Origin of the sequence: Mesorhizobium sp. M2A.F.Ca.ET.046.03.2.1 (genome assembly GCF_003952425.1) — a bacterium.
Classification (GTDB): domain Bacteria; phylum Pseudomonadota; class Alphaproteobacteria; order Rhizobiales; family Rhizobiaceae; genus Mesorhizobium.
Genome location: NZ_CP034449.1, coordinates 272755 through 293530, shown reverse-complemented (window position 1 = coordinate 293530; position 20776 = coordinate 272755). Strand labels below are relative to the sequence as shown.

Below are 20776 nucleotides of genomic sequence, written 5' to 3'. Positions count from 1 at the left end.
TCAGCAGCTTCGGCCCTGCCGCTTCTCCTGCAACGCTGGGGATTGGCGAAAGCCGAAGTGCCGTCCAATCTCCCCCCAAGTGGGGGAGATGTCCGGCAGGACAGAGGGGCGCGCGAAGGATCCCGGCATTTCGAGCTATCGCCATGAAGAAACAACGCCTCTATCTCTTCGACACCACTCTGCGCGACGGCCAGCAGACGCCGGGCATCGACTTTTCCGTCGAGGACAAGATCGCCATCGCAAAACTGCTCGACGCGTTCGGGATCGACTATGTCGAGGGCGGCTATCCGGGCGCCAACCCGACCGACACCGCCTTCTTTCAGAAGAAGCGGACGGAAAGCGCGAAATTCGTCGCCTTCGGCATGACCAAGCGTGCCGGGGTCTCGGCCTCCAACGATCCGGGGCTGGCGGCGCTGGTGCAGTCGAAGTCTGACGCCATCTGCTTTGTCGCCAAGAGCTGGGACTATCATGTCCGTGTGGCGCTCGGCTGCACCAACGAGGAGAATCTGGAGTCCATCAAGGCCTCGGTCGAGACGGCGGTGGCCGCCGGCAAGGAGGCGATGGTCGACTGCGAGCATTTCTTCGACGGCTTCAAGGCCAATCCCGATTACGCGCTGGCCTGCGCCAGGACCGCCTATGAAGCCGGAGCCCGCTGGGTGGTGCTGTGCGACACCAATGGCGGCACGCAGCCCTCGGAAGTGCGCGAAATCGTCGGCAAGGTGATCGCCGGCGGCATCCCGGGCGACCATCTCGGCATCCATGCGCATGACGACACTGGACAGGCGGTGGCCAATTCGCTGGCCGCCGTAGAAGCTGGTGTGCGCCAGATCCAGGGCACGTTGAACGGCATCGGCGAGCGCTGCGGCAACGCCAATCTGATCACCATCATCCCAACGCTTTCGCTGAAGCCCGCCTTCGCCGACCGTTTCGAAACCGGCATTTCAGCCGAGGATCTGACCGGAATATCCAGGCTCTCCCGCGCCTTCGACGAATTGCTCAACCGTGCGCCGGAAGCGCAGGCGCCCTATGTCGGTTCGTCCGCCTTCGCCACCAAGGCCGGCATCCATGCCTCGGCTCTGGCCAAGGAGCCGGCGACTTATGAACATGTGCCGCCGGAAGCCGTCGGCAACCGCCGGCGAGTCATGGTCTCCGACCAGGGCGGCAAGGCGAATTTCCTCGCCGAGCTGAAGCGGCGCGGCATCGATGTGCCGAAGGACGACAACCGGCTCGACTCCTTGATCGCCGTCGTCAAGGAGCGCGAGGCCGAAGGCTATGCCTATGAAGGCGCCGACGCGTCCTTCGAGCTGCTCGCGCGAAAAATGCTGCACGGCTTGCCGGAGTTCTTCAACGTCACCTCCTTCCGCTGCATGGTCGAGCGCCGCTTCGACGCCAACGGCAATCTGAAGACCGTCTCCGAGGCGATCGTGAAGGTCGAGGTCGATGGCGAGGAGAAGATGTCGGTGGCGGAAGGCCACGGCCCGGTCAACGCGCTCGACATCGCGCTGCGCAAGGACCTCGGCAAATACCAAAGCGAGATCGTCGATCTCGAGCTCGCCGACTTCAAGGTGCGTATCCTCAATGGCGGCACCGAGGCCATCACGCGCGTCCTGGTCGAGTCGCATGATTCCACCGGCGCCCGCTGGTGGACGGTCGGCGTTTCGGAAAACATCATCGACGCCTCCTTCCAGGCGCTTATGGATTCGATCATCTACAAGCTGATGAAGAACCGCGAGATGGCTGGGATGGTGGCCGCGGAGTAGGGGGATTCGGACCGTCAGCCGGCTCGATAGTCGGCATCATAACCGAACCGCCTGAAATCCTCCGCATAGGCCCGCCTGACCTGATCAACCAGCGGCCGGGTCCATGCAATTCCTGGCGTAGGGGCAGACTGGTTGAGCGGTTTTGCCAGCGAGTTTCGAATTTCCTCCGAAGCGCCTAATCGGGCCAAGACAGGATTCAAGCCTTCGGCCAGGGATTCGAGCTTTATGATCTCGATCCTGAAGTCGCTCGAATTCGGAATTATTGCTGACATCAGGCTCCAATGGCCGTTCTTGCCGAGAGCAGCCGTTGTGCAGGCGCCTTTGACGAAGCTGTCGAAAGACAGTTGGTCTCGGTCGATGTCGGACGAGGACAATGAGGTCATGTCGCCCATCAATTGCTCAATCAGTCCGGTATTTCCTGGGTCGGATAGTTTGAGCTTATAGAACTTGTTGAGATAACATGACCGCAATCTGGAGAATGGATTTCTCACCACCGAGAAAATCAGCGTCTCCGGGTCGCGCAGCAGCGATTCGAACAGTTTTACGCCGACGTCGCTCGGGGCAAGCAGTCCGGATTTTCGACGCGAATGATATGCTTCGGGATCGTCATCATGGTTGATTCCGTAGGCGCAGATCGAAAGGAGTCGCTTGACTGTGGTGCAACCCGCCTTGGGTACTTCCACATAGATCAGCTTGCGGTCCGGGAAAACGTGAAAGAAGTAATCGATGTCTGTTGTCGCGCGGTAAGCCCGATAGGCGACCGAGTCGGCCAGATGACGCCTTACCCCGAGCTGCGCTCGGAAGAAAGTATACTTCCTATTCTTTATGGCACTTGTCAGGCGCGACATTGAAGGGTTCCAGAATCACTTCATATTAGAATTCCCCCAAGCGCTAAAATGAGGCTATTACTACGGGCGGGCCATCGCAAACAGAAAATTCTGTAGGCGGACCGGCGGAGGCGAATTGTGATGCGGCGCCACGGAAAGGAAGCGGTCCCGGCCCGCTGAGCCATCACCAAAACTCCGTTGATCCATCATAATTTTGTGATGGTCTTGGGCGGCCCGCTGGGCCATAGCATTGGGCCATGGTCACCGCTAAAGCCGATCCCGATCAAGTCGCCAAGGGCCGCCGCGGCTTCCTTCTGGCACTTGGCGCCTATTTCCTCTGGGGGCTCTTGCCCTTCTATATGAAGGCGGTGGCGCATCTGCCGCTTGCCGAGGTGATCGCCAACCGCGTCGTCTGGTCGGTGCCGATCGCGGCGGCGGTGCTCCTCTGGGCCGGCCGCACCGCCGACTTCAAGGCGGCGATCCGTTCGCCGAAGAGCCTTGCCATGGCGGCACTGACGGCGGTGCTGATCTCGGTCAACTGGGGCATCTATGTCTGGGCGATCGCGGTCGACCGTACCGTCGAGACCGCGCTGGGCTACTACATCAACCCGCTGGTCAATGTCATCGTCGGCGCCGTGCTGCTCGGCGAGAAGCTCGACCGGCTGCAGATCTCGGCTGTTGTGCTGGCCGCCATCGCGGTGACGGTGCTGACTGTCGAGGCAGGCAAATTGCCCTGGGTGTCGCTGGCGCTCGCCTTTTCCTTTGCCGCCTACGGCTTCTTCCGCAAGACGCTGCCGATCGGCCCGAGCCAGGGTTTCCTGCTCGAGGTGCTTTTGCTGTCGGTGCCGGCGCTCTGCTACATCGTCTACCTGATTGCCACCGGCCAGGATCACCTCATCTCCAGCACCGGTGCCGACACGGCCTTGCTCATCGGCTGCGGCCCGATCACCGCCGTGCCGCTGCTGCTCTTCGCCTTCGGCGCAAGGCTGCTGCGCCTGTCCACCATAGGCATCATGCAATATATCGCGCCGACCATGGTGTTTCTGATCGCCGTGCTGATCTTCGGTGAGCCGTTCGGCACCACACAGGCAATCGCGTTCGGGCTGATCTGGACGGCGCTGGCGATGTACAGCTGGTCGATGTTCAGGGGCCGCGAAGCGCGGCCGGCGGCGCCGGCGACGAGATAGGATCGGCGCCCTACACGCGCCCGAGCCGTCGCACGATCTTGTAAACAACGCCGGCTATGACGACCGAGATCGCCGTCACCACCCAAAAGCCGTGCGGCGTGTCGACCAGCGGCACGCCGCCGACATTCATGCCGAACAGGCCAGAAATGATGGTCGTCGGCAACAGGACCGCCGTCATGACGGAGAGGATGTAGAGCAGCTGGTTCGACTGCTCGGTAAGCTTCGCCATCAGCTCATCCTGCAGCAGCCGCGTGCGCGCCTGCAGCTGCTCGCCGTCATGATGCAGCGTATGCGCCCGGTGCGAGAGGCGTGTGGCCATGTCGTTGATCGGGTCGGGCAGCTCGTTGCGATGCGAATGGTCGAGGTGGCGGAAGAGGCTGGTGAGCGTCGCCATCTGCCGGTGGATCAGCACCAGCTGCCGGCGCGCGTCGACCAGCGCCTGGCGCTCATTGTGCCATGCATTGCACACGATGCGATCCTCGATGCCGTCGAGCGTGTTGCCCATCTTGTCGAGCTCGGCCGCCATGCCGTCGAGCGACTGGCCCATCACCGCTTCGATCAGCTCGGCCGGCGTGCGGAATTTCCGTGTGCCGCTCTCTACCAGCTTGCGGATCTTGTCGACCGATTCCAGCGGCTGCTTGCGGGCGCCGACCAGCATCTTGTCGTTGAAGGCGAAGCGGAAATGCGTGAGTCCGCGCGTCTCGGCAAAATCGTGCCTGAGGTCCGGCAGGTCGCCATAGAGGAAGTCGTCATCGAAATCGATCTGGCAGCCATGGCTTGGCGACAGGAAGGCGTCGCGCACCGGCGCCGGCAGGGCCGTCTCGGCGCCGATCTCGTGGCGGGCGCGCATGTCGGTGATCTGGTAGCTGCGCCAGCTCCAATGCGCCTCGGCGGGATCGGCGGTGCGGGAACCATCGGCCTTGAAATGGTAGATGAAGAACAGCCCGTGCTCGTCCGGCAGATAGGGCGAGAGATCAGTGTCTTCGGCGGGGAGGGCGATGTTCATGGCGGCTTCGCCGGTTCTTGATGCGGTCGGGGTCGCGGGGGCGGCCGCGGCAAACCTACCATGGCGATTGCCGCCTGGTGTGACAGTTTGATGACCGGGTTTTCAGCGGGTCTCCCTCTCGGCAGGGCTGTCCTGTCGTTTGCCCGCTTGCCGAACGGGTCGTGCAGCCGGCAACAGCCCGGTCAAATGGCAGCTCGGTGAGCCGGCATCGCTATCCCGCTGCCAGCCACTCCCGCGACTGCGCGAAGATCCTGAAGGATGTTGCGTCCATCGGGCGCCCGAAGGCGTAGCCCTGCAGGATGTCGCAGCCAAGCTCTTTCAGGATGCGCGCATGTTCCATCGTCTCGACGCCTTCCGCCACGACCCCGATGCCGAGCGATTTGCCGATCTCTATGATTGACGACACCAGCCGCCGCTGCGCCGGCGAGCCGGTTATCGGCGTGACGAGCTGCCGGTCGATCTTGAGACGGCGCGGTTGCAGTTTGAGCAGGCTGACGACCGATGCGTAGCCCGTGCCGAAATCGTCGATCTCGATGTCGATTCCGAGTTCCTTGATGTGCTCGATGTTCCAAGCGACAAGGTCGTCGTGCTCGTCGAGAAAGATAGACTCCACGAGCTCGAATGAAACGGTTCCCTTCTTGATCGCCAGCTTGCGCAGGCCGTTGATGAGATCCTTGTCTTCCAGCCTTCGTGCCGAGACATTGACCGACACGCGCGGGATGTTGAGCCCGTCGAGCGACCAGCGCTGGAAATTCTCGAGCGTTTGTTCGAGGATCGTGCGGTCGATGAGCGAGACCACGTTCAATTCCTCGGCCACCTGGAGGAACACGTCGGGGCCGAGGATGCCGCGCTGTGGATGGCGCCAGCGCGACAGCGCTTCGACACCGACGATCTCGAGCGTGTTGGCGTCGAACTGCGGCTGGTAATAGGCAATGAACTCGTTGCGCTCCAAGCCGCCGAGAATCTCGTCGGCAGTTTGCTTGGTCTTCACGATCTCGCTTTGCAGCTCTTCGTTGAAGAACTCATAACGGTTGCGCCCTCGGCTCTTGGCTCGGTAGAGCGCGAGGTCGGCATTGACCAGCAATTGCTTGGCATCGATGCCGCTATTGGCCGCAATCCCGATGCTGACCCCAAACCGGCATTGGTGGCCCTTATAGTCGACGGGTTGGCGCATCTCTTCGATGATCCGGTCCGCGAGTGCGGCGAGTTCATCGTCCCTGCGTCCGCGGCACACCACGATGAACTCGTCCCCGCCGATGCGCGCCACGAAGTCGGCCGCCCGGACGTTGGCCTTGATGACCTTCGAGGCATGCATGAGCATGGCGTCGCCTGCCGCATGGCCGAGCGTGTCGTTGATGTGCTTGAAGCGGTCGAGGTCGAGATGCAGCAAGGCAGTGCGATCATCGTGCGCCCCGGCCAGCATCTCATCAAGATAGCGGCGATTGGGCAGGCCCGTCAGAGAATCATGCAGCGCAACGTGCTCGATGCGCGCCTTGGCGGTCTCAAGTTCGGCATTCTTCGATTCCGACAATTGCCGCTCATGCACCAGATTCTCATTGAGCAGGACGTCGCTGGTCACGTCCCATTCAGCGCCGATCATCTTGGGCGTGTCGTCGACGTCCTGCAGGAAGCCTGCCCGGGTGCGCACATGGCGGACGGTGCCGTCAGGAAGGAGAAGACGGTACTGCGAGGAATAGCGGCCTTGGGTTGCTGCCGCCGTGTCGAAGTCCCTTCTTGCGCGCTCCAGGTCGTCTGGATGAATGGTCAGCGCCCAGTCGTCATAGCCACGCGGCCGGCCGTCAGCCGGCCTGCCATAGATCTCGTTGAGGCGATCGTCCCACACGAGCTGCGAGGTGGCGAGGTCGTGTTCCCATACGCCGATGCCCGAGGCATCTAGCGCAAGCTCAAGGCGTTGGGAAAGCCGCCGCAGCTCCGCGTAATTATTCTGTCTCTCGCCGAACAACCAACCGGCTATCAGGATGGGCAACACAATCAGCGCGCCGGCCAGCGCCACCGTTGCCCACAAGGTGGCCTCATTCTTCGGCGTGGCCGGCCAGCCGTGTTTCGGTATCGCCGACAATTGCCAGGACCCCAGCGGAAGTCCCACTTCGGCCGTTACCGGGTTGCCGTTGACCACGTTCTCGCTGCCGAAGAAGCGCTGGCCGCCGCCGCCCAGCGCGTCCTTGCCTGTCAGGGCGACCTCGATATCGAGGTCCGGGTCGGTGAGGCCGCTTGCGGCAAAGAGCCTGTCGACATCGATGACGGCGGAGAGAATGCCCCAGAACCGGTCACCGCCGCCCACTGTCGGTACGAAAATCGGAATCCTGCCGATGAAGCCTCGGCCGCCCTGGACGAGGTCTACCGGACCCGCCAGGACCAAGGCGCGCTGGTCGCGCGCCCGCAGCGCCGCCATGCGCTGTGCTTCGTTCTTGCGGTAGTCGAGCCCGAGCGCCTTTTCGTTGCCTTTCATCGGGTACATCAACGAGATCACAAGGTCGGGCGCGCCGGCAATGTTGCGCAGCTGTGATTTCTCCTTGAACAGGTTCGCGGCGAGCGCCGCAAATCGCTGTTGCCCCATATACGGCTCGGTCGTCACCGCCGAAGCAAGGCCCTGCACCAGCTGCAGGTTGCCGTTTATGTTTCCCTCGAGCTTGGCGCGGATGATGTTGACCTTGGCGAGCACGTCGGCGCGCAACAGCTGGTCGGAGACTTTTCTGTTTTGCTGATCGACGAAGAGCGCGCAGATCGCAAGCACGAACACAGCGATCGCCGCCGGCAAGTTGGCGGAAGAGAAAACGGCCTGTCTGATACGGCCGATATTGAAACCAGTCCCGGTCAATTCGACACGAATACCTTTCGCGGACAGAAATCCATCGGTTGAAGCTAGCAGGAAGTGCTTAAATTTAAACTTCCGGACCGGCTTCAAGTTGCGTCACTGGCAGCTTGGCAGGTTATTTTCAGCCCAAAAGCTGGAGCGATGCTTAACGCCGGCTAACTGGCCGCGGCTTCCCGTTTCATCCGGACGGGTCGCGATTTGTATCGCGCCCTGAAAAGATTCTCCGCCCCCCGGGAATAAAGCCCGAGCCTTCCGGGTCTTGGCTGTAGCGAGGCCATCCTCCCAAGGCACGCATCAACCAACCCGGAGAATACGCATATGAACAAGATCGCCCTCACCGCAGTCGCCATCCTCCTTGCCACCGGCGGCGCCTTTGCCGGCAGCGACCACTTCTCCGCGGCCGCCCAGCACGCAGCCGCCGTCGACACCACCACCACTGCTTCCATCGTGAAGCTGGACCGTCACGACATGAAGCCGGCGGCCAAGATCGCTGCGGATGAGCCTGGCCAGGGCATCTGGGGTCGCTGAGCTAGGAGCTTGGGGCTGAACGTCCCGATCCGGGCGGGGAAGGCACGCCTCGCAGGGCTCGGAGCCGAAGTCCCGATCTCCCCTGTGCCGGTCGGTCTTTCAGTCGGACCGGCCGGCACCGGCTTCCGCAGCCGGCGGAGGGTCGCACCGGGCCCTCCGCCAATCTCTCATACCGCCTGAAACCTGACGCAACCCGCAGCCACTAGAGGAGATTTCTGATGTTCAACATGACACGCCGCATGGTGCTCGGATCAGCCGCCGCCGCTGCCGCCTTCGGCATTGCCGGCAAGCTCGAATTCGCGCCCGCGGCCCACGCCGAAACCCCGGTCGAGCCGCTGGTCGGCTTCTACAAATACAAGGTCGGCTCGCTCGAGGTCACCGCCGTCTATGACGGCATTTGGCGCAAGCCCCACGACCCGGCCTTCATCAAGGACGTCTCGGTCGACGACACCAAGGCGGCACTCGCCAAGGCAGGATTGACCACCGACTTCATGCCGATTCCGCTCACCGTCGTGGTGCTCAAGATGAACGGCCGCACCATCATGATGGACGCCGGTTCCGGCGTCGGCCAGTGGCAGGCCAACGCCACGCATCTGCCGGCCAACATGAAGGCCGCGGGCATCGACTACAAGGCGATCGACACCATTCTGATCTCGCATTTCCATCCGGACCATGTCTGGGGCCTGATGGAGAAGGGCACCAACGATCCGGTGTTCCCCAATGCCGAGCTGATCGTCAACGCCACCGAATACAATTGGTGGACGGATCCGAGCCGCCTCGCCAAGCTGCCCGAGGGCCGCAAGCCGGCGGGCAAGCGCATCGCCGAGAATTTTCCGAAATGGAAGAACTGGAAGCTGGTCGACGATGGCGCGGAAGTGGTGCCCGGCATCCGCCTCATGGCGGCGCCCGGCCATACGCCTGGCCATTCGGTCTACCATGTCGATGCCGGCGCCGAGCAATTCCTCGTCTCGGCCGACACCATGTACGTGCCGGCGCTGCTTGCCCCGCATCCCGAATGGCAGGGCGCCTACGACCAGGACGGTCCGACGGCGATCACCACGCGGCACCGGATCATTGACCAGGTGATCGCCGACAATGTCCGCATCTGCGGCTCGCACTTCCCGTTCCCCGGCACAGGCAGCTTCGTCAAGGACGGCAATGCCTACGCCTTCACCCCGACCCAGATCTGATCTCACTCGGATCGTGAACAGAAAGCGACACTCCAATGAAACACTTAACTTTCGCGGCGCTCGGCGCCATTGCGGTCTTGACCGCGGCCCCGATCGCCATCGCCGTTCCAGCCTATGCCGTGGACGACATCGAAGGCGCCGATGCGCCCGACCTGACGGCGGTGAAGGCCAAGATCGACGCCAAGGACTATAAGGGCGCGCTGGCCGATCTGCGCGACCTGGCGCAGGACACCCAGCAGGCCGACGTCTACAACCTGCTCGGCTTCACGCTGCGCAAGACCGGCGACTATCAGACCTCGCTGACCTACTACACCAAGGCGCTGGAGCTTAAGCCCGACCACAAGGCCGCGCATGAATATCTGGGCGAGCTCTATGTCGAGACCGGCGACATGGCCAAGGCCAACGAGCAGCTCGCCTCACTGGAGAAGCTGTGCCCGTCGGGCTGCGAGGAGCTTTCCGACCTCAAGCAGGCGATCGACACGAAGGTGACGAAGTAGTTCAGCCCGTTCCTCGCCCCACGAAGTGGGGAGAGGTGGCCGCGAAGCGGCCGGAGAGGGGACCTTGCGCTGCCCTCTCCCTTCAGTGCCAACTTTTTTGGGCGCCACCGCGGTAGCCCCCGAAAACCGGAGCCGGCGTTCCTCTCCCTCGCGCCGGCTCCGACCTTTCAACCTCGAGCGCGCGTCCACCCGGGCGCGTGGCGGCTACCTGCGTCCAAGAATTGGAGCCAACGATGACACCGACCGAACTTGCCGAAAAACTGCACGCCAGGGATGTCGTCCTGCTGGCCGGCCGGCTGTTTCTGTCCCTGATCTTCGTGCATGAGGGACTGCAACTGGCGACGCATTTCGAGGGCGCTCAGAAGGCGATGGCCGCGCTTGGCGTCGGCACGCCGCTGCTCATTGCCACCATCGCGCTGCAACTCGGCGCCGGCCTGTCGGTGGCGCTCGGCATCCTGGCGCGGCTGGGTGCGATCGGGCTCGGCCTGTTCTGCCTGATGACGGCAAGCCTCTTCCACACCAATTTCGCCAGCCAGAACGAACTGCTCCATTTCGAGAAGGATCTCGCCATCGCCGGCGGCATGTTCATCCTGGCGCTCAGCGGGGCGGGCAGGCTGTCGGTGGACAGGGTGTTGACCGGGTTCGCGAAGGACACCAAGATCGATCCGCCCATCGAGCGGCATCTGTCGGTGGGGGAGACAAGGCTACCGGTTTGAGTGTTGCCTATGAGGCTCACAACACACTGGTGATCCCGCCATCCACCAGCAGCGTCTGACCAGTGACGAAACTCGCGGCATCCGATGCCAGGAACACCGCCGCGCCAGCCAGTTCCTCGACATCACCCCAGCGCCGCATCGGCGTGCGGCCGGTGAGCCAGGTCGAGAATTTCTCGTCGGCGACTAAAGCCGCGTTGAGCTCTGTCTTGAAATAGCCGGGCGCGATGGCGTTGACGCGCACGCCGTGCTGGCCCCATTCGCCGGCCATCGACTTGGTCAGCATGGTGATCGCTCCCTTGCTCGCCGCGTAAGGCGCGATCGAGGGGCGAGCGAGCGCGCTCTGCACCGAGGAGACATTGATGATGACGCCCTTGCGGCGCTGGATCATGCCCTTCACCGCGGCGCGGCTCACCTTGAACACGCCGTCGAGATTGGTCGCCATCAGCGCGTCCCAGTCGGCATCGGAGAAAGTCTCCAGCGGCGCGCGGCGCTGGATGCCGGCATTGTTGACCAGGATGTCGATCGGCCCGGTGTCGGCTTCCGAAGCTGCGATTGCCGCATCGACCGATTGGGTGTCGGTGACGTCGATTAATGACTCCGCGATCGTGTGGCCTTCGGCACGCAGCCTGTCGGCGGCAGCCTTCAGCTCCTCCATCTTGCGGCCGCCGAGCGTGACGCGCGCGCCGGCCGCGGCCAGTGCCCCCGCGAAGGCGAGGCCCAGCCCGCGGCTGGCGCCGGTGACGAAGGCATGCCTGCCCTCGAGGCCGAAAAGACGGCCGAGATAATCAGTCGAACGCAATTTGCACCTTCATCGATTGCGATTTGTCGCTGGCCAGCTCGAAGGCCTTTCGCGCCTCGGCGAGTGGCAGCGTGTTGCTGAGCAGCGGCGCGACGTCGATCCGGCCCGAGCCGATCAGGTCGACCGCCAGGGCGAATTCCGTGTCGAAGCGGAAGCTGCCCTTCACCTGGATTTCCTTGGTGACGATGACCGACATGGAAAGCTCCGCCGTCGCGCCCTGGCCGACGGCCACCAGCGTCCCGCGCGGCTTGATGACAGGCAAGGCGCTGGCGACCGTCCCGCCCTGGCCGGCGGCCTCGAAGACGACGTCGAAATACCCCTTGTTGGCGGCGTAGCCGTCCATCGCCTCGGCATGTGTGGCGACATTGATCGTGCGGTCGGCGCCGATCTTGGCGGCGTATTGCAGCGGTCTGTCCTGCACATCGGTGACGACGACTTCGCGCGCGCCGGCAAAGCGCGCGGCGAGCACCAGCAGCGTGCCGATCGGTCCAGCGCCCATGATCAGCACGCGGCTGCCATAGACCGGCGCCTGGGCGACGGCATGCAGCGTCACGGCAAGAGGCTCCGCGAACGCGCCGGCGGTAGGGTCGGAGCCCGTCGCCAGCGGCACGGCGTTTTTGGCGCGGCAGACGAGATGTTCGGCAAAGCCGCCCTGCACATGCGGCATGCGCATCGCCGACCCCAGGAAGCGCATGTCGAGGCAATGGATCGGTTGCCCGGCCCGGCAGAAGGCGCAGACGCCGCAACGGTTGGCGGGATTGACGGCGACCGCCGTCCCCACCGCCGGCCCGGAAACGCCGGCGCCCAGCGCCTCGACGCGGCCGGCGATCTCGTGGCCGAGGATCATCGGCTCCTTCATGCGCACAGTGCCGAAACCGCCATGGCGGAAATAATGCAGGTCGGAGCCGCAAATGCCGCCGCGCGCAATGCGCACCAGTACCTCGCCTGGGCCGGGCCCTGGCGTTGTGCGCTCCTCGACGTCGAGGTCGAGCGGCCGGCGCAGCACCACCGCGCGCATCGAGGATGTTGGCGACAAACCGGCTCTCCGCTGCTTCCCCCAACAGCTAACAGGAAAGTCGCGATGCCTTCAACTGCATTTATCTGACAAATCAGATGATAATGGACAGGTTCGGCTTGCTAAGATAACACCGACGCTTGCTAGCAGAACCAAATGGGCCGGGACAAAATGGCAGGCAACCAGACGGCGTCGGTGACGGACGAGATAACCAACAATCTCGGCCGCGAGATTCTCCGAGGGCTGTTTCCGCCCGGCGCGACCCTGATTGGCGAGGAGGAGATCTGCGCCCGCTTCGGCGCCAGCCGAAGTGCGGCGCGCGAAGCGGTGAAGATCCTGTGGGCCAAAGGCCTGCTGGTCACCCGCCCGCGACGTGGCTCGCGCATCCGCCCGCTGAAGGACTGGAATTTCTTGGACCCCGCGGTGCTGGGCTGGCTGCGCGCCAGCGCGACACCGCGCCACTTCATCATCGAGCTTCTGGAAGTGCGCCTGGGCTTCGAATGCGAGGCGGCGGCAATTGCCGCGAGCCGCAACAACCCGGACGAGATCGCTGCCATCCGCGAGGCCTTCGAGGCGATGCGCGCGGCCTCCTCCGGCCAGGGCGATCCGGTCTTGTCGGACGCCGCCTTCCATGAAGCGGTGCTTGCCGCCACCGGGAACCGCTTCTTCCTGCCGCTCTCGGCGCTGATCCACACGGCGCTGCAGTACAGCGTGCCGACCACCAACGCGCTGTTCGGTCATCCGGTGGGCGATCTCGACGCGCATGGCAAGGTGCTGAAGGCGATCGAGTCCGGCGACTCCACAAGAGCCCGCAAGGCCATGCACGACATGCTGAGCGAGGTGCTCGCCCGCGTGCGCACGGCCGCTGAACTCACTGGTGCCGGCTGAATCGTTCAGACCGGAATTTGCCTGTCGTCCCGGTCTGCTGTGTGTCGGCGGCAATGGGCACGCCAGAATGGCGCTCGGCAAGCTGGAGACGATTTCTTCGTTGCGGCGAGACCATCACCGGCGTCGTCTTGCTTGGCGGGGTTTTCAGCCCAGGGACGATGGCCGAACTCACGCCCGCATCGGTTGCGTTGCCGATAAGGAACGCAGGTCTCGGCCATGCCGCACCCCGGTCTACGGTTCGAAGACGGGGCACGCCGTTGCGCGCAGTTAAGGTCAGACTGGTACATTACGCCGCGTTCGGTCGGGGAATAATGGCCCATGAGCCAGCGCGCGTTCATCACTCTGCTCGTCCTCCTGGCGGTGCTGGTCGCGCTGTCGGCGACGTCCTTTCCAGGCGCGATGATCGGCTTCCTGTTCGGCATCGCCATTGCCTTGTTCGTCGCCGGACCGGCGATGCTGATCGGCAAGGTGCTCGAGAATAACGGCATTCCGATATCCGGCGGGCGGTCTTGTGGATGCTGGCCGGGTTTTATGCGCTGCTTACTCTCTTCGCGGCATTCCAGACCTGGCGCCGGCTTCAGCGTCAGGAGACCGGCCAGGCGCGATCCGCGGGGCTGCGGCTGGCGCTGCTCGTCGCGCTTCTCGCGATGGCATGGCTTTTAGTGAACGCGATGCAGGAAGCCTGGCCGTGAGGCCGCCAATATGCGGCAACCTCACGAATAAGGCTCGATTCAGCGCTTCGGCCCAAAGCCAGGATAGGGGTTGAGCGGCACGATCGCCGTGATGTCCATCATGCCGGCCTCGATCAGCGGCAGCGTGGCGAGATGGCCGCGCACTTCCTTCTCGTCGGCTGCCTCGAACATCATGCCGCTGCCGGGAATGTCGCCACGGTTCCAGATCTGGCGCACCGCGCCTTGCACGTAAAGCGCCTTTCGCCGCTCGGACTCCGGCGGCAGCAGCGGCGCGAAATCGGCGTCGCTGAATTTTTGGGTGTTGCGGCTGAGCAGGGCAAAGAACTGCATGGCGATCTCCTTCGTGGCTGGGGTGACGAGGGAGATATCGCGCCGGCTGTCCAGACTGTCCAAGACTGATTAGGATAAAGTTCAGACCTTTGAGGACTTGGAATTGAGAGGCCAAAGAATGCTCGACCTGCGCCAGATCAGATATTTCGTCGCCGTCGCAGAGGCCGGCAATGTCGGCCGCGCCGCCGAGCAATTGCACATTTCGCAATCGCCCTTGAGCCGGCAGATCATCCAGCTCGAGGAGCAGCTCGGCGTCGCCTTGTTCGAGCGGGCGAGGCGGCGCGTCCACCTCAACGCCGAGGGCAGGGCCTTCCTTGCCGAGGCCCGCGCCTTGCTTGCCGATGCGGCGCGGCTGGAAGAGCTCGGCCGCAACCTCGCCAGCGGCGCCACAGGCAGCCTCGCCATCGGTTATGTCGAAGGCGCGGTGCATGCCGGGCTGGTCGCCGCCATGCTGCGGGACTTCCGCCGCGCGCGGCCGGACTTCCGTCTGCAATTGCGCAGCAGTCGCTCGGCCGCGCAGTTCGAGGATTTACGGCAGCGCGCGCTCGATCTCGGTTTCGTCTACTCGCCCGCGCCGGAGGCCGATCCCGATCTTGAAAGCGTCTTGGTGCGGCGCGAGCCGCTGGTGCTTGCAATGCCACAGGGCGATCCGCTGGTCGATGCTGCCGACATCCAACCGGGCCAGCTCGACGGCCGCGTCTGGATCACCGTCGTGCGCCAGCCCGGCGACACCAACCGCGCGCAGTTCCTGGCGGCCTGCGCCGAATCCGGTTTCATGCCCGACATCGCTTACGAGACGAACGATCCGTTGACGTCGCTCGGCCTGGTCAGCGCCGGTCTCGGCCTCGCCACGGTCCAGGAAAGCTTGCGCAGCGCGGCACCTCCGGGCGTGATCTTCCGCGACCTGCCCTGGTTCAAGCGCAGCGTGTCGATCCATCTGGCATGGCGCAGGAATGATCGGCGGACGGTGATTGGGGATTTGAGGAAGGCAGTAGGGCAGTAGGGCAGTAGGGCAGTAGGGGGCATTTTCCGCAGCCTTACATACTGCCTTACTCCCCTACTGCCTTATTGCCTTACATCTTATCTATCACCGACTGTACGCCTTCCGTCGGCGCGTCGACGGACGAGCCTGCCACCATGATAGCGGCGACTATCGCTTCCGGGTCGTTGACCACCAGCGGCTTCACGCGATGCGCGGTGTGTATGAAGCCTTCCTCCGACATGTGCTCGATCAGCGACAGCATCGGATCCCAGAACCCCTTGACGTTGGCGAAGACGATCGGCTTGCGATGATGGCCGAGCTGCGCCCAGGTCATGATCTCGACGATCTCCTCCACCGTGCCGATGCCGCCCGGCAGCGCCACAAAGGCGTCGGATTTTTCGAACATGCTGTGCTTGCGCTCGTGCATATTGTCGGTGATCAGCAATTCGTCGAGCTTGTCGAGCGCGGTTTCGGTCGCTTCCCTGTTGATCAGGAAGCGCGGGATGATGCCGGTGACCTTGCCGCCGGCCCTGAGCGCGCCATCGGCGACGGCGCCCATGATGCCCTTGGTGCCGCCGCCATAGATGAGGCGCAACCCGGATTTGGCAAGCGAGCGGCCAAGCGTGTGGCCGGCCTTGATATAGGCCTCGTCGCGGCCCGGAGACGAGCCGCAATAGACGCAGACGGATCGAATCGTGTTCATGACGATGATTGGTGATGGGGACGGTTGGCCGGGTCAAGCCCGCGGACGGGCTTTTTCTTGTGAGCTTGGAGAAAACACGCTAGACCGGCGTTAGGTGGCTAAGGGGGCAGTATAAAATTATGGCTATCAATCCTTCTAAGGCGTTCTTGTTCGCGGCGGGCGGCGTGGCCGTCGTGGCGGCGGTCGCCTACGGGTCGGGCGCGCTCGATCCCTACATCAACCAGAAACCAGCGCAGGTCGCGGCGCTGCCGCAGACCGGCGCGAAACCGGCTGAATCCTCGAGCACGACCACCGAGGCGCGCGTGCCTCAAGCTCCTGCAAACACAATGGCCCCGGCCAACACGATGGCGCCGGCCAACAAGAACGCAACGGCGCCGGCCGCCGCGGCCGGTTCGACGCTGCCGACCTTCGATGTCGTGCGCGTCGAAAGCAACGGCTCGATCGTCGTCGCCGGCAGCGCCGCGCCCAACGCCAAGGTCGAGATCCTGAGTGGCGGCACGGTGCTCGGCTCGACCGATTCCGGCCCCGACGGCGCCTTCGCCATCGTGCTCGACGATCCGCTGAAGCCGGGCGACTATACGATCACGCTGCGCCAGACGGTTGGCGGCACTGCCGTCGCCTCGGCCCAGACCGCCGTCGTTTCGGTGCCGCAGAGCCCGACCGGGCAGGTTCTGGCGATGGTCGAGGAACCGGGCAAGGCCTCGCAACTGATCACCGTGCCCGAGGCCGAGACCAAGCCGGCGGCGCCGGCCGACTCCGACCAGGCGGCACCGGCAGCCCAGGCTCCGGCAACGACGGCTCCCGCAACGACCGCTCCGGCTGCATCCGATACGGCCTCGGCGTCGGCGGAGCCCAAGATCGCCGTCGAAGCGGTCGAGATCGACGGCAGCAAGATCTTCGTCGCCGGCACGGCCGATCCCGGCCGCAAGGTGCGCGCCTATGCCGACGCCATCCTGCTTGGCGATGCGCGGACCTCCGCCGACGGGCATTTCCTGATCGAAGCGACCCGCGACATCCCGGTCGGCAACTACACCATCCATGTCGATGGCCTGGACAGCGACGGCGTCAAGGTCGTCGCCCGTGCCGCCGTGCCGTTCGAGCGCGAGCCCGGCGAGTCGATCGCAGCCGTCGCTCCAAATGAGACGAAGACCGGCGAGGCCAAGCCGGCCGAGACCAAACTCGCCCAGGTCCAGGGCGCCGGATCCCAGGCCGCGGAAGCCAAGCCGGCGGCAACGGCCGAAGCGGCCAAGCCCGCCGAGGTTCCGGCCAAGGTTTCCGAGGCGACGCCTTCGGCCGACGTGGCCGAGACGGTCGCGCCGAAGCTCGAACATGCCGACAGCGCCGTCATCATCCGCCGCAACGACACGCTCTGGCGCATCTCGCGCCGCGTCTACGGCCATGGCACGCGCTTCTCGACCATCTATCTCGCCAACAAGGACCAGATCCGCGATCCCGACCGCATCTGGCCCGGCCAGGTGTTCAAGGTGCCGTCCAAGTCGAAGGAGGGCGAGGACGCCGACATGAAGGCCATGGGCGAGCAGATGACAGCGCCGAAGACGGAGTAGCGACTTCGTCATCCTAGGGCGGAGCAAGGGCGAAGCGACGCGCGCAGACCCTAGGATCCATGCCGTGACAGTCGCCGAAGTGTGCTGCGGTGAAGAAAGAAATGGCGCTGTTTAGTGCCATCGGCCAGGACAGGTGAAAATTCTCGAACGCCGGGATGTTCTGAGGTAACGGCATGGATCCTAGGGTCTGCGCGCCGCTGCGCGGCGCTCCGCCCTAGGATGACGAACGCGAATGGCGGGCGCCTCACCTCAATCTACCCATCCGCCTAGCTTGCCCTCTCATCCTCCATCGTCTATCGGCGATGGACGATGACCGTATCCCCCGAAAGCCGTTGCGCTGACAGCCGCGCCATCGCGCTGCGCCTGGCGGCGCTCTCGCATCGGGCGCGCATCGAGATCCTGAAACGCCTCTCGGCCAGCTCCTGCTGCTCGTGCCGTGAGGTGGTCGACCATCTCGACCTCGCCCAATCGACCGTTTCGCAGCACCTGAAGGTCCTGGTCGAGGCGGGGCTCGTCCGCTTCGAGACTGACCGCCAGCGCTCGCGCTACGCGGTCGACCACACCGCGCTTGCGGGCGTCTCCGCCTCGCTCAACCAACTCGTTGCTTCCTGCTGCCCCGGCAGTTTACCCAAAAGGCAAGACTAGTGGCCGAAAAGACCGTATCCGCCGAAGCCGGCACCCTCACCACATTGCGCAACCTCTGGCCCTATATGTGGCCGGCCGAGCGCGCCGATCTCAGAGCCCGTGTCACCTGGGCGACGCTGCTTCTGGTCGTCGCCAAGCTCACTTTGGTCGCCGGCCCGTATTTCTTCAAATGGGCGACGGATGCGCTGGCCCATGCCTCCAAGACCCCGCCGCCGCTGCCGGCCTTCCTGCTCGCGCCCGTGGCGCTGGTGATCGCCTACAACGTGCTGCGCCTGGTCCAGCTCGGCTTCAACCAGTTGCGCGACGCGCTGTTTGCCCGCGTCGGCCAATATGCGGTGCGCCAGCTCGCCTACCGCACCTTCGTCCACATGCACGAGCTGTCGCTGCGCTTCCATCTGGAGCGCCGCACCGGCGGCCTGTCGCGCATCATCGAGCGCGGCACCAAGGGCATCGAGACGATCGTGCGCTTCATCATGCTGAACACGGCGCCGACAATCCTCGAATTCGCTCTGACGGCCGGCATCTTCGCCTTCACCTATGGCTGGAAATATGTCGCCGTGGTCGCCGTCACCGTCTGGCTCTATGTCTGGTTCACGGTCAAGGCCAGCGACTGGCGCATCTCGATCCGCCGCGACATGAACGACAGCGATACCGACGCCAACACCAAGGCGATCGACTCGCTCTTGAACTTCGAGACGGTCAAATATTTCACCAATGAGCGCATGGAGGCCGAGCGCTTCGACCGCTCCATGGCGCGCTACGAGATCGCCGCGACCAAGACCTGGACCTCGCTCGGCTGGCTGAATTTCGGCCAGGGCCTCATCTTCGGCCTGGGCACCGTCATCGTCATGTGCATGTCGGCGCTGGAAGTGCAGGCCGGCACGCAGAGCGTCGGCGACTTCGTCTTCATCAACGCCATGCTGATCCAGCTTTCGGTGCCGCTCAATTTCATCGGCTTCATCTATCGCGAAATCCGGCAAGGCCTGACCGACATCGAGCACATGTTCGACCTGCTCGACGTGCCCCAGGAGATCGTCGACAAGCCGGACGCCAAGCCGCTCAAGGTCGGCCCGGGCAAGGTCGAGTTCCGCGACGTTCATTTCTCCTATGATCCGAACCGCAAGATCCTGAAAGGCGTCTCCTTCGAGGTCCCGGCCGGTAAGACGGTGGCGATCGTCGGCCCTTCGGGCGCCGGCAAGTCGACCATTTCCAGGCTTCTGTTCCGCTTCTACGACGTGCAGGGTGGCCAGGTGCTGATAGACGGCAAGGACATCCGCGACGTCACTCAGGAGAGCCTGCGCGCCGTGCTCGGCATGGTGCCGCAGGACACGGTGCTCTTCAACGACACCATCGCCTACAACATCCGCTATGGCCGCGTCGGCGCCAGCGAGGAGGAGGTGCGCAAGGCCGCCGAGCTTGCCCAGATCGGCCCGTTCATCGACAAGCTGCCCGAAGGCTACAAGTCGATGGTCGGCGAGCGCGGCCTAAAGCTGTCGGGCGGCGAAAAGCAGCGCGTGGCGATCGCCCGCACCATCCTGAAGGCGCCGCCGATCCTGATGCTCGACGAGGCGACCTCGGCGCTGGATACCCAGACCGAGCAGGAAATCCAGGCGGCGCTCGATCTCGTCAGCAAGGGCCGCACCACCATCGTCATCGCCCACCGCCTGTCGACGGTGATCTCGGCCGACGAGATCATCGTGCTCAAGGACGGCCAGATCGCCGAGCGCGGCACGCACACGGCGCTGCTGGCCAAGCACGGCCTCTACGCCTCGATGTGGGACCGCCAGCGCGAGGCAACCGAAGCCGAAGAGCGCCTGCGCATCGCGCGGGAAAGCGACGAGCTTGGGGTGATTGTGCGCAGGAGAACGGCGGAGGTGAGCTAGGAGCCGGCTTCCCCTTCTCCCCTTGTGGGAGAAGGTGGATCGGCGCGCAGCGCCGAGACGGTTGAGGGGTGTTCCAGGGAACGCCAACGCCTCATTCCCCTGGAGCACCCCTCATCCGGCCGCTTCGCGGCCACCTTCTCCCACAAGGGAGAAGGAGAAGTTGGCGCTAAATCCCCCTTGACCTCAACCTATCTTGAGCTTGCAAACCGTCTCCGAGCCACCTGCCGGCAACCTTCCAAATCGGAGACAGATCGAAATGAGCACCAACAATCACCGCACCGGCAGCGTGTTCCGGGTCGACAAATTCGTCGTGCCGGCCGAGGCGCGCGACGAAATCCTGAGCAGGGTCTTCATGACGCATGAACTGCTGCGCCGGCAGGAGGGCTTCGTGCAGGATTTCCTGCTCGAACAATTCTCCGGCCCGGGCGAGTTCAACATCGTCACCATGGTCGAGTGGGAAAGCCAGGCGGCAATCGACAAGGTGGTGCCGATCGTCAAGGCCGCCCACGAACGTATCGCCTTCAGCGCGCAGGAAACCATCGCGCGGCTCGGCGTCAAGGCCGACATCGCCAACTATCGGCGCGTGCCGGAGGTGTAAGGGTTATCCTAGCGCAGCGGCGCCCAGCCGATGGGCGTCGCTCATCGCTATTCAATAGATCAGCCAAGGGCTTTTATCTTCGGCGGCTACTGATATTGTCTCGACAGAAATAGTCATCCCATTTACTTT

The 20776-nt window shown here is 63.9% G+C and carries 20 protein-coding genes; 13 read left to right on the top strand and 7 right to left on the bottom strand.

The features are described from left to right. The first annotated feature begins 143 nt into the window (after positions 1 to 143). A complete protein-coding gene (gene cimA, locus EJ072_RS01625; protein ID WP_126078287.1) occupies positions 144 to 1760 on the top strand; it encodes a citramalate synthase in 1617 nt (538 codons plus the stop codon). 14 nt (positions 1761 to 1774) lie between these two features. Here cimA and EJ072_RS01620 read toward each other — a convergent pair whose 3' ends face one another. Next, positions 1775 to 2608, bottom strand: a complete 834-nt coding sequence (locus tag EJ072_RS01620) for a sulfotransferase family 2 domain-containing protein (RefSeq protein WP_126078286.1) — start codon at positions 2606 to 2608, stop codon at positions 1775 to 1777. A gap of 236 nt (positions 2609 to 2844) precedes the next feature. Here EJ072_RS01620 and rarD point away from each other — a divergent pair, with 236 nt between their 5' ends. Next, positions 2845 to 3774, top strand: coding sequence for an EamA family transporter RarD (gene rarD / locus EJ072_RS01615; protein ID WP_126078285.1), 930 nt, complete (start codon positions 2845 to 2847; stop codon positions 3772 to 3774). A 10-nt stretch (positions 3775 to 3784) separates the two neighbouring features. Here the strand turns inward: rarD and EJ072_RS01610 are convergent, their stop codons facing one another. Together EJ072_RS01610 and EJ072_RS01605 are read right to left on the bottom strand one after the other, a co-directional pair. After that, positions 3785 to 4780, bottom strand: a complete 996-nt coding sequence (locus tag EJ072_RS01610; protein ID WP_126078284.1) for a transporter — start codon at positions 4778 to 4780, stop codon at positions 3785 to 3787. Positions 4781 to 4991: 211 nt separating this feature from the next. Next, positions 4992 to 7547 (bottom strand): EAL domain-containing protein, encoded by a 2556-nt coding sequence (locus EJ072_RS01605; protein ID WP_245467330.1) that lies wholly within the window; start codon positions 7545 to 7547, stop codon positions 4992 to 4994. Between the two features lie 387 nt (positions 7548 to 7934). Between EJ072_RS01605 and EJ072_RS01600 the strand changes: the two genes are divergently transcribed. The 4 genes from EJ072_RS01600 (at position 7935) to EJ072_RS01585 (ending at position 10547) form a co-directional block, all read left to right on the top strand. After that, on the top strand, positions 7935 to 8144 hold the full coding sequence (locus EJ072_RS01600) for a DUF680 domain-containing protein (RefSeq protein ID WP_126078282.1): 210 nt from the start codon (positions 7935 to 7937) through the stop codon (positions 8142 to 8144). 218 nt (positions 8145 to 8362) lie between these two features. After that, complete coding sequence (locus EJ072_RS01595; RefSeq protein WP_126078281.1) at positions 8363 to 9334, top strand: MBL fold metallo-hydrolase; 972 nt, start codon at positions 8363 to 8365, stop codon at positions 9332 to 9334. 35 nt (positions 9335 to 9369) lie between these two features. Continuing rightward, entirely contained in the window at positions 9370 to 9831 is a 462-nt protein-coding gene (locus EJ072_RS01590; RefSeq protein WP_126078280.1) for a tetratricopeptide repeat protein, read from the top strand. Between the two features lie 233 nt (positions 9832 to 10064). Continuing rightward, positions 10065 to 10547 carry a DoxX family protein gene (locus EJ072_RS01585; protein WP_126078279.1) on the top strand — a complete coding sequence of 161 codons (483 nt, stop codon included), beginning with the start codon at positions 10065 to 10067 and terminating at the stop codon, positions 10545 to 10547. 16 nt (positions 10548 to 10563) lie between these two features. Here the strand turns inward: EJ072_RS01585 and EJ072_RS01580 are convergent, their stop codons facing one another. Together EJ072_RS01580 and EJ072_RS01575 are read right to left on the bottom strand one after the other, a co-directional pair. After that, a complete protein-coding gene (locus EJ072_RS01580) occupies positions 10564 to 11346 on the bottom strand; it encodes a glucose 1-dehydrogenase (protein ID WP_126078278.1) in 783 nt (260 codons plus the stop codon). Next, positions 11333 to 12364: an L-idonate 5-dehydrogenase gene (locus EJ072_RS01575; RefSeq protein ID WP_126083459.1), complete on the bottom strand. Its 1032-nt coding sequence runs from the start codon at positions 12362 to 12364 to the stop codon at positions 11333 to 11335. Before EJ072_RS01575 ends, EJ072_RS01580 begins: the two co-directional genes overlap by 14 nt. A gap of 153 nt (positions 12365 to 12517) precedes the next feature. Between EJ072_RS01575 and EJ072_RS01570 the strand changes: the two genes are divergently transcribed. Both EJ072_RS01570 and EJ072_RS01560 read left to right on the top strand, forming a co-directional pair. Then, positions 12518 to 13249, top strand: a complete 732-nt coding sequence (locus EJ072_RS01570; RefSeq protein ID WP_126078277.1) for a FadR/GntR family transcriptional regulator — start codon at positions 12518 to 12520, stop codon at positions 13247 to 13249. 318 nt (positions 13250 to 13567) lie between these two features. Further along, complete coding sequence (locus tag EJ072_RS01560; RefSeq protein ID WP_126078276.1) at positions 13568 to 13912, top strand: hypothetical protein; 345 nt, start codon at positions 13568 to 13570, stop codon at positions 13910 to 13912. Between the two features lie 68 nt (positions 13913 to 13980). Here the strand turns inward: EJ072_RS01560 and EJ072_RS01555 are convergent, their stop codons facing one another. After that, positions 13981 to 14271, bottom strand: coding sequence for a muconolactone Delta-isomerase family protein (locus tag EJ072_RS01555; protein ID WP_126078275.1), 291 nt, complete (start codon positions 14269 to 14271; stop codon positions 13981 to 13983). 118 nt (positions 14272 to 14389) lie between these two features. Between EJ072_RS01555 and EJ072_RS01550 the strand changes: the two genes are divergently transcribed. Beyond that, positions 14390 to 15274, top strand: a complete 885-nt coding sequence (locus tag EJ072_RS01550; RefSeq protein ID WP_189343190.1) for a LysR substrate-binding domain-containing protein — start codon at positions 14390 to 14392, stop codon at positions 15272 to 15274. A gap of 70 nt (positions 15275 to 15344) precedes the next feature. Here the strand turns inward: EJ072_RS01550 and EJ072_RS01545 are convergent, their stop codons facing one another. Continuing rightward, positions 15345 to 15956, bottom strand: coding sequence for a TIGR00730 family Rossman fold protein (locus EJ072_RS01545; protein ID WP_126078274.1), 612 nt, complete (start codon positions 15954 to 15956; stop codon positions 15345 to 15347). A gap of 119 nt (positions 15957 to 16075) precedes the next feature. Here EJ072_RS01545 and EJ072_RS01540 point away from each other — a divergent pair, with 119 nt between their 5' ends. The 4 genes from EJ072_RS01540 (at position 16076) to EJ072_RS01525 (ending at position 20647) form a co-directional block, all read left to right on the top strand. Beyond that, complete coding sequence (locus EJ072_RS01540; protein WP_126078273.1) at positions 16076 to 17521, top strand: LysM peptidoglycan-binding domain-containing protein; 1446 nt, start codon at positions 16076 to 16078, stop codon at positions 17519 to 17521. 309 nt (positions 17522 to 17830) lie between these two features. Next, on the top strand, positions 17831 to 18166 hold the full coding sequence (locus tag EJ072_RS01535; RefSeq protein WP_126078272.1) for a metalloregulator ArsR/SmtB family transcription factor: 336 nt from the start codon (positions 17831 to 17833) through the stop codon (positions 18164 to 18166). Continuing rightward, positions 18166 to 20049 (top strand): ABC transporter ATP-binding protein/permease, encoded by a 1884-nt coding sequence (locus EJ072_RS01530; RefSeq protein WP_126078271.1) that lies wholly within the window; start codon positions 18166 to 18168, stop codon positions 20047 to 20049. Before EJ072_RS01535 ends, EJ072_RS01530 begins: the two co-directional genes overlap by 1 nt. A 256-nt stretch (positions 20050 to 20305) precedes the next feature. Further along, the gene (locus EJ072_RS01525) at positions 20306 to 20647 is read left to right on the top strand and encodes an antibiotic biosynthesis monooxygenase (protein ID WP_126078270.1); all 342 of its coding nucleotides are present in this window, start codon (positions 20306 to 20308) and stop codon (positions 20645 to 20647) included. Positions 20648 to 20776 lie beyond the last annotated feature (129 nt).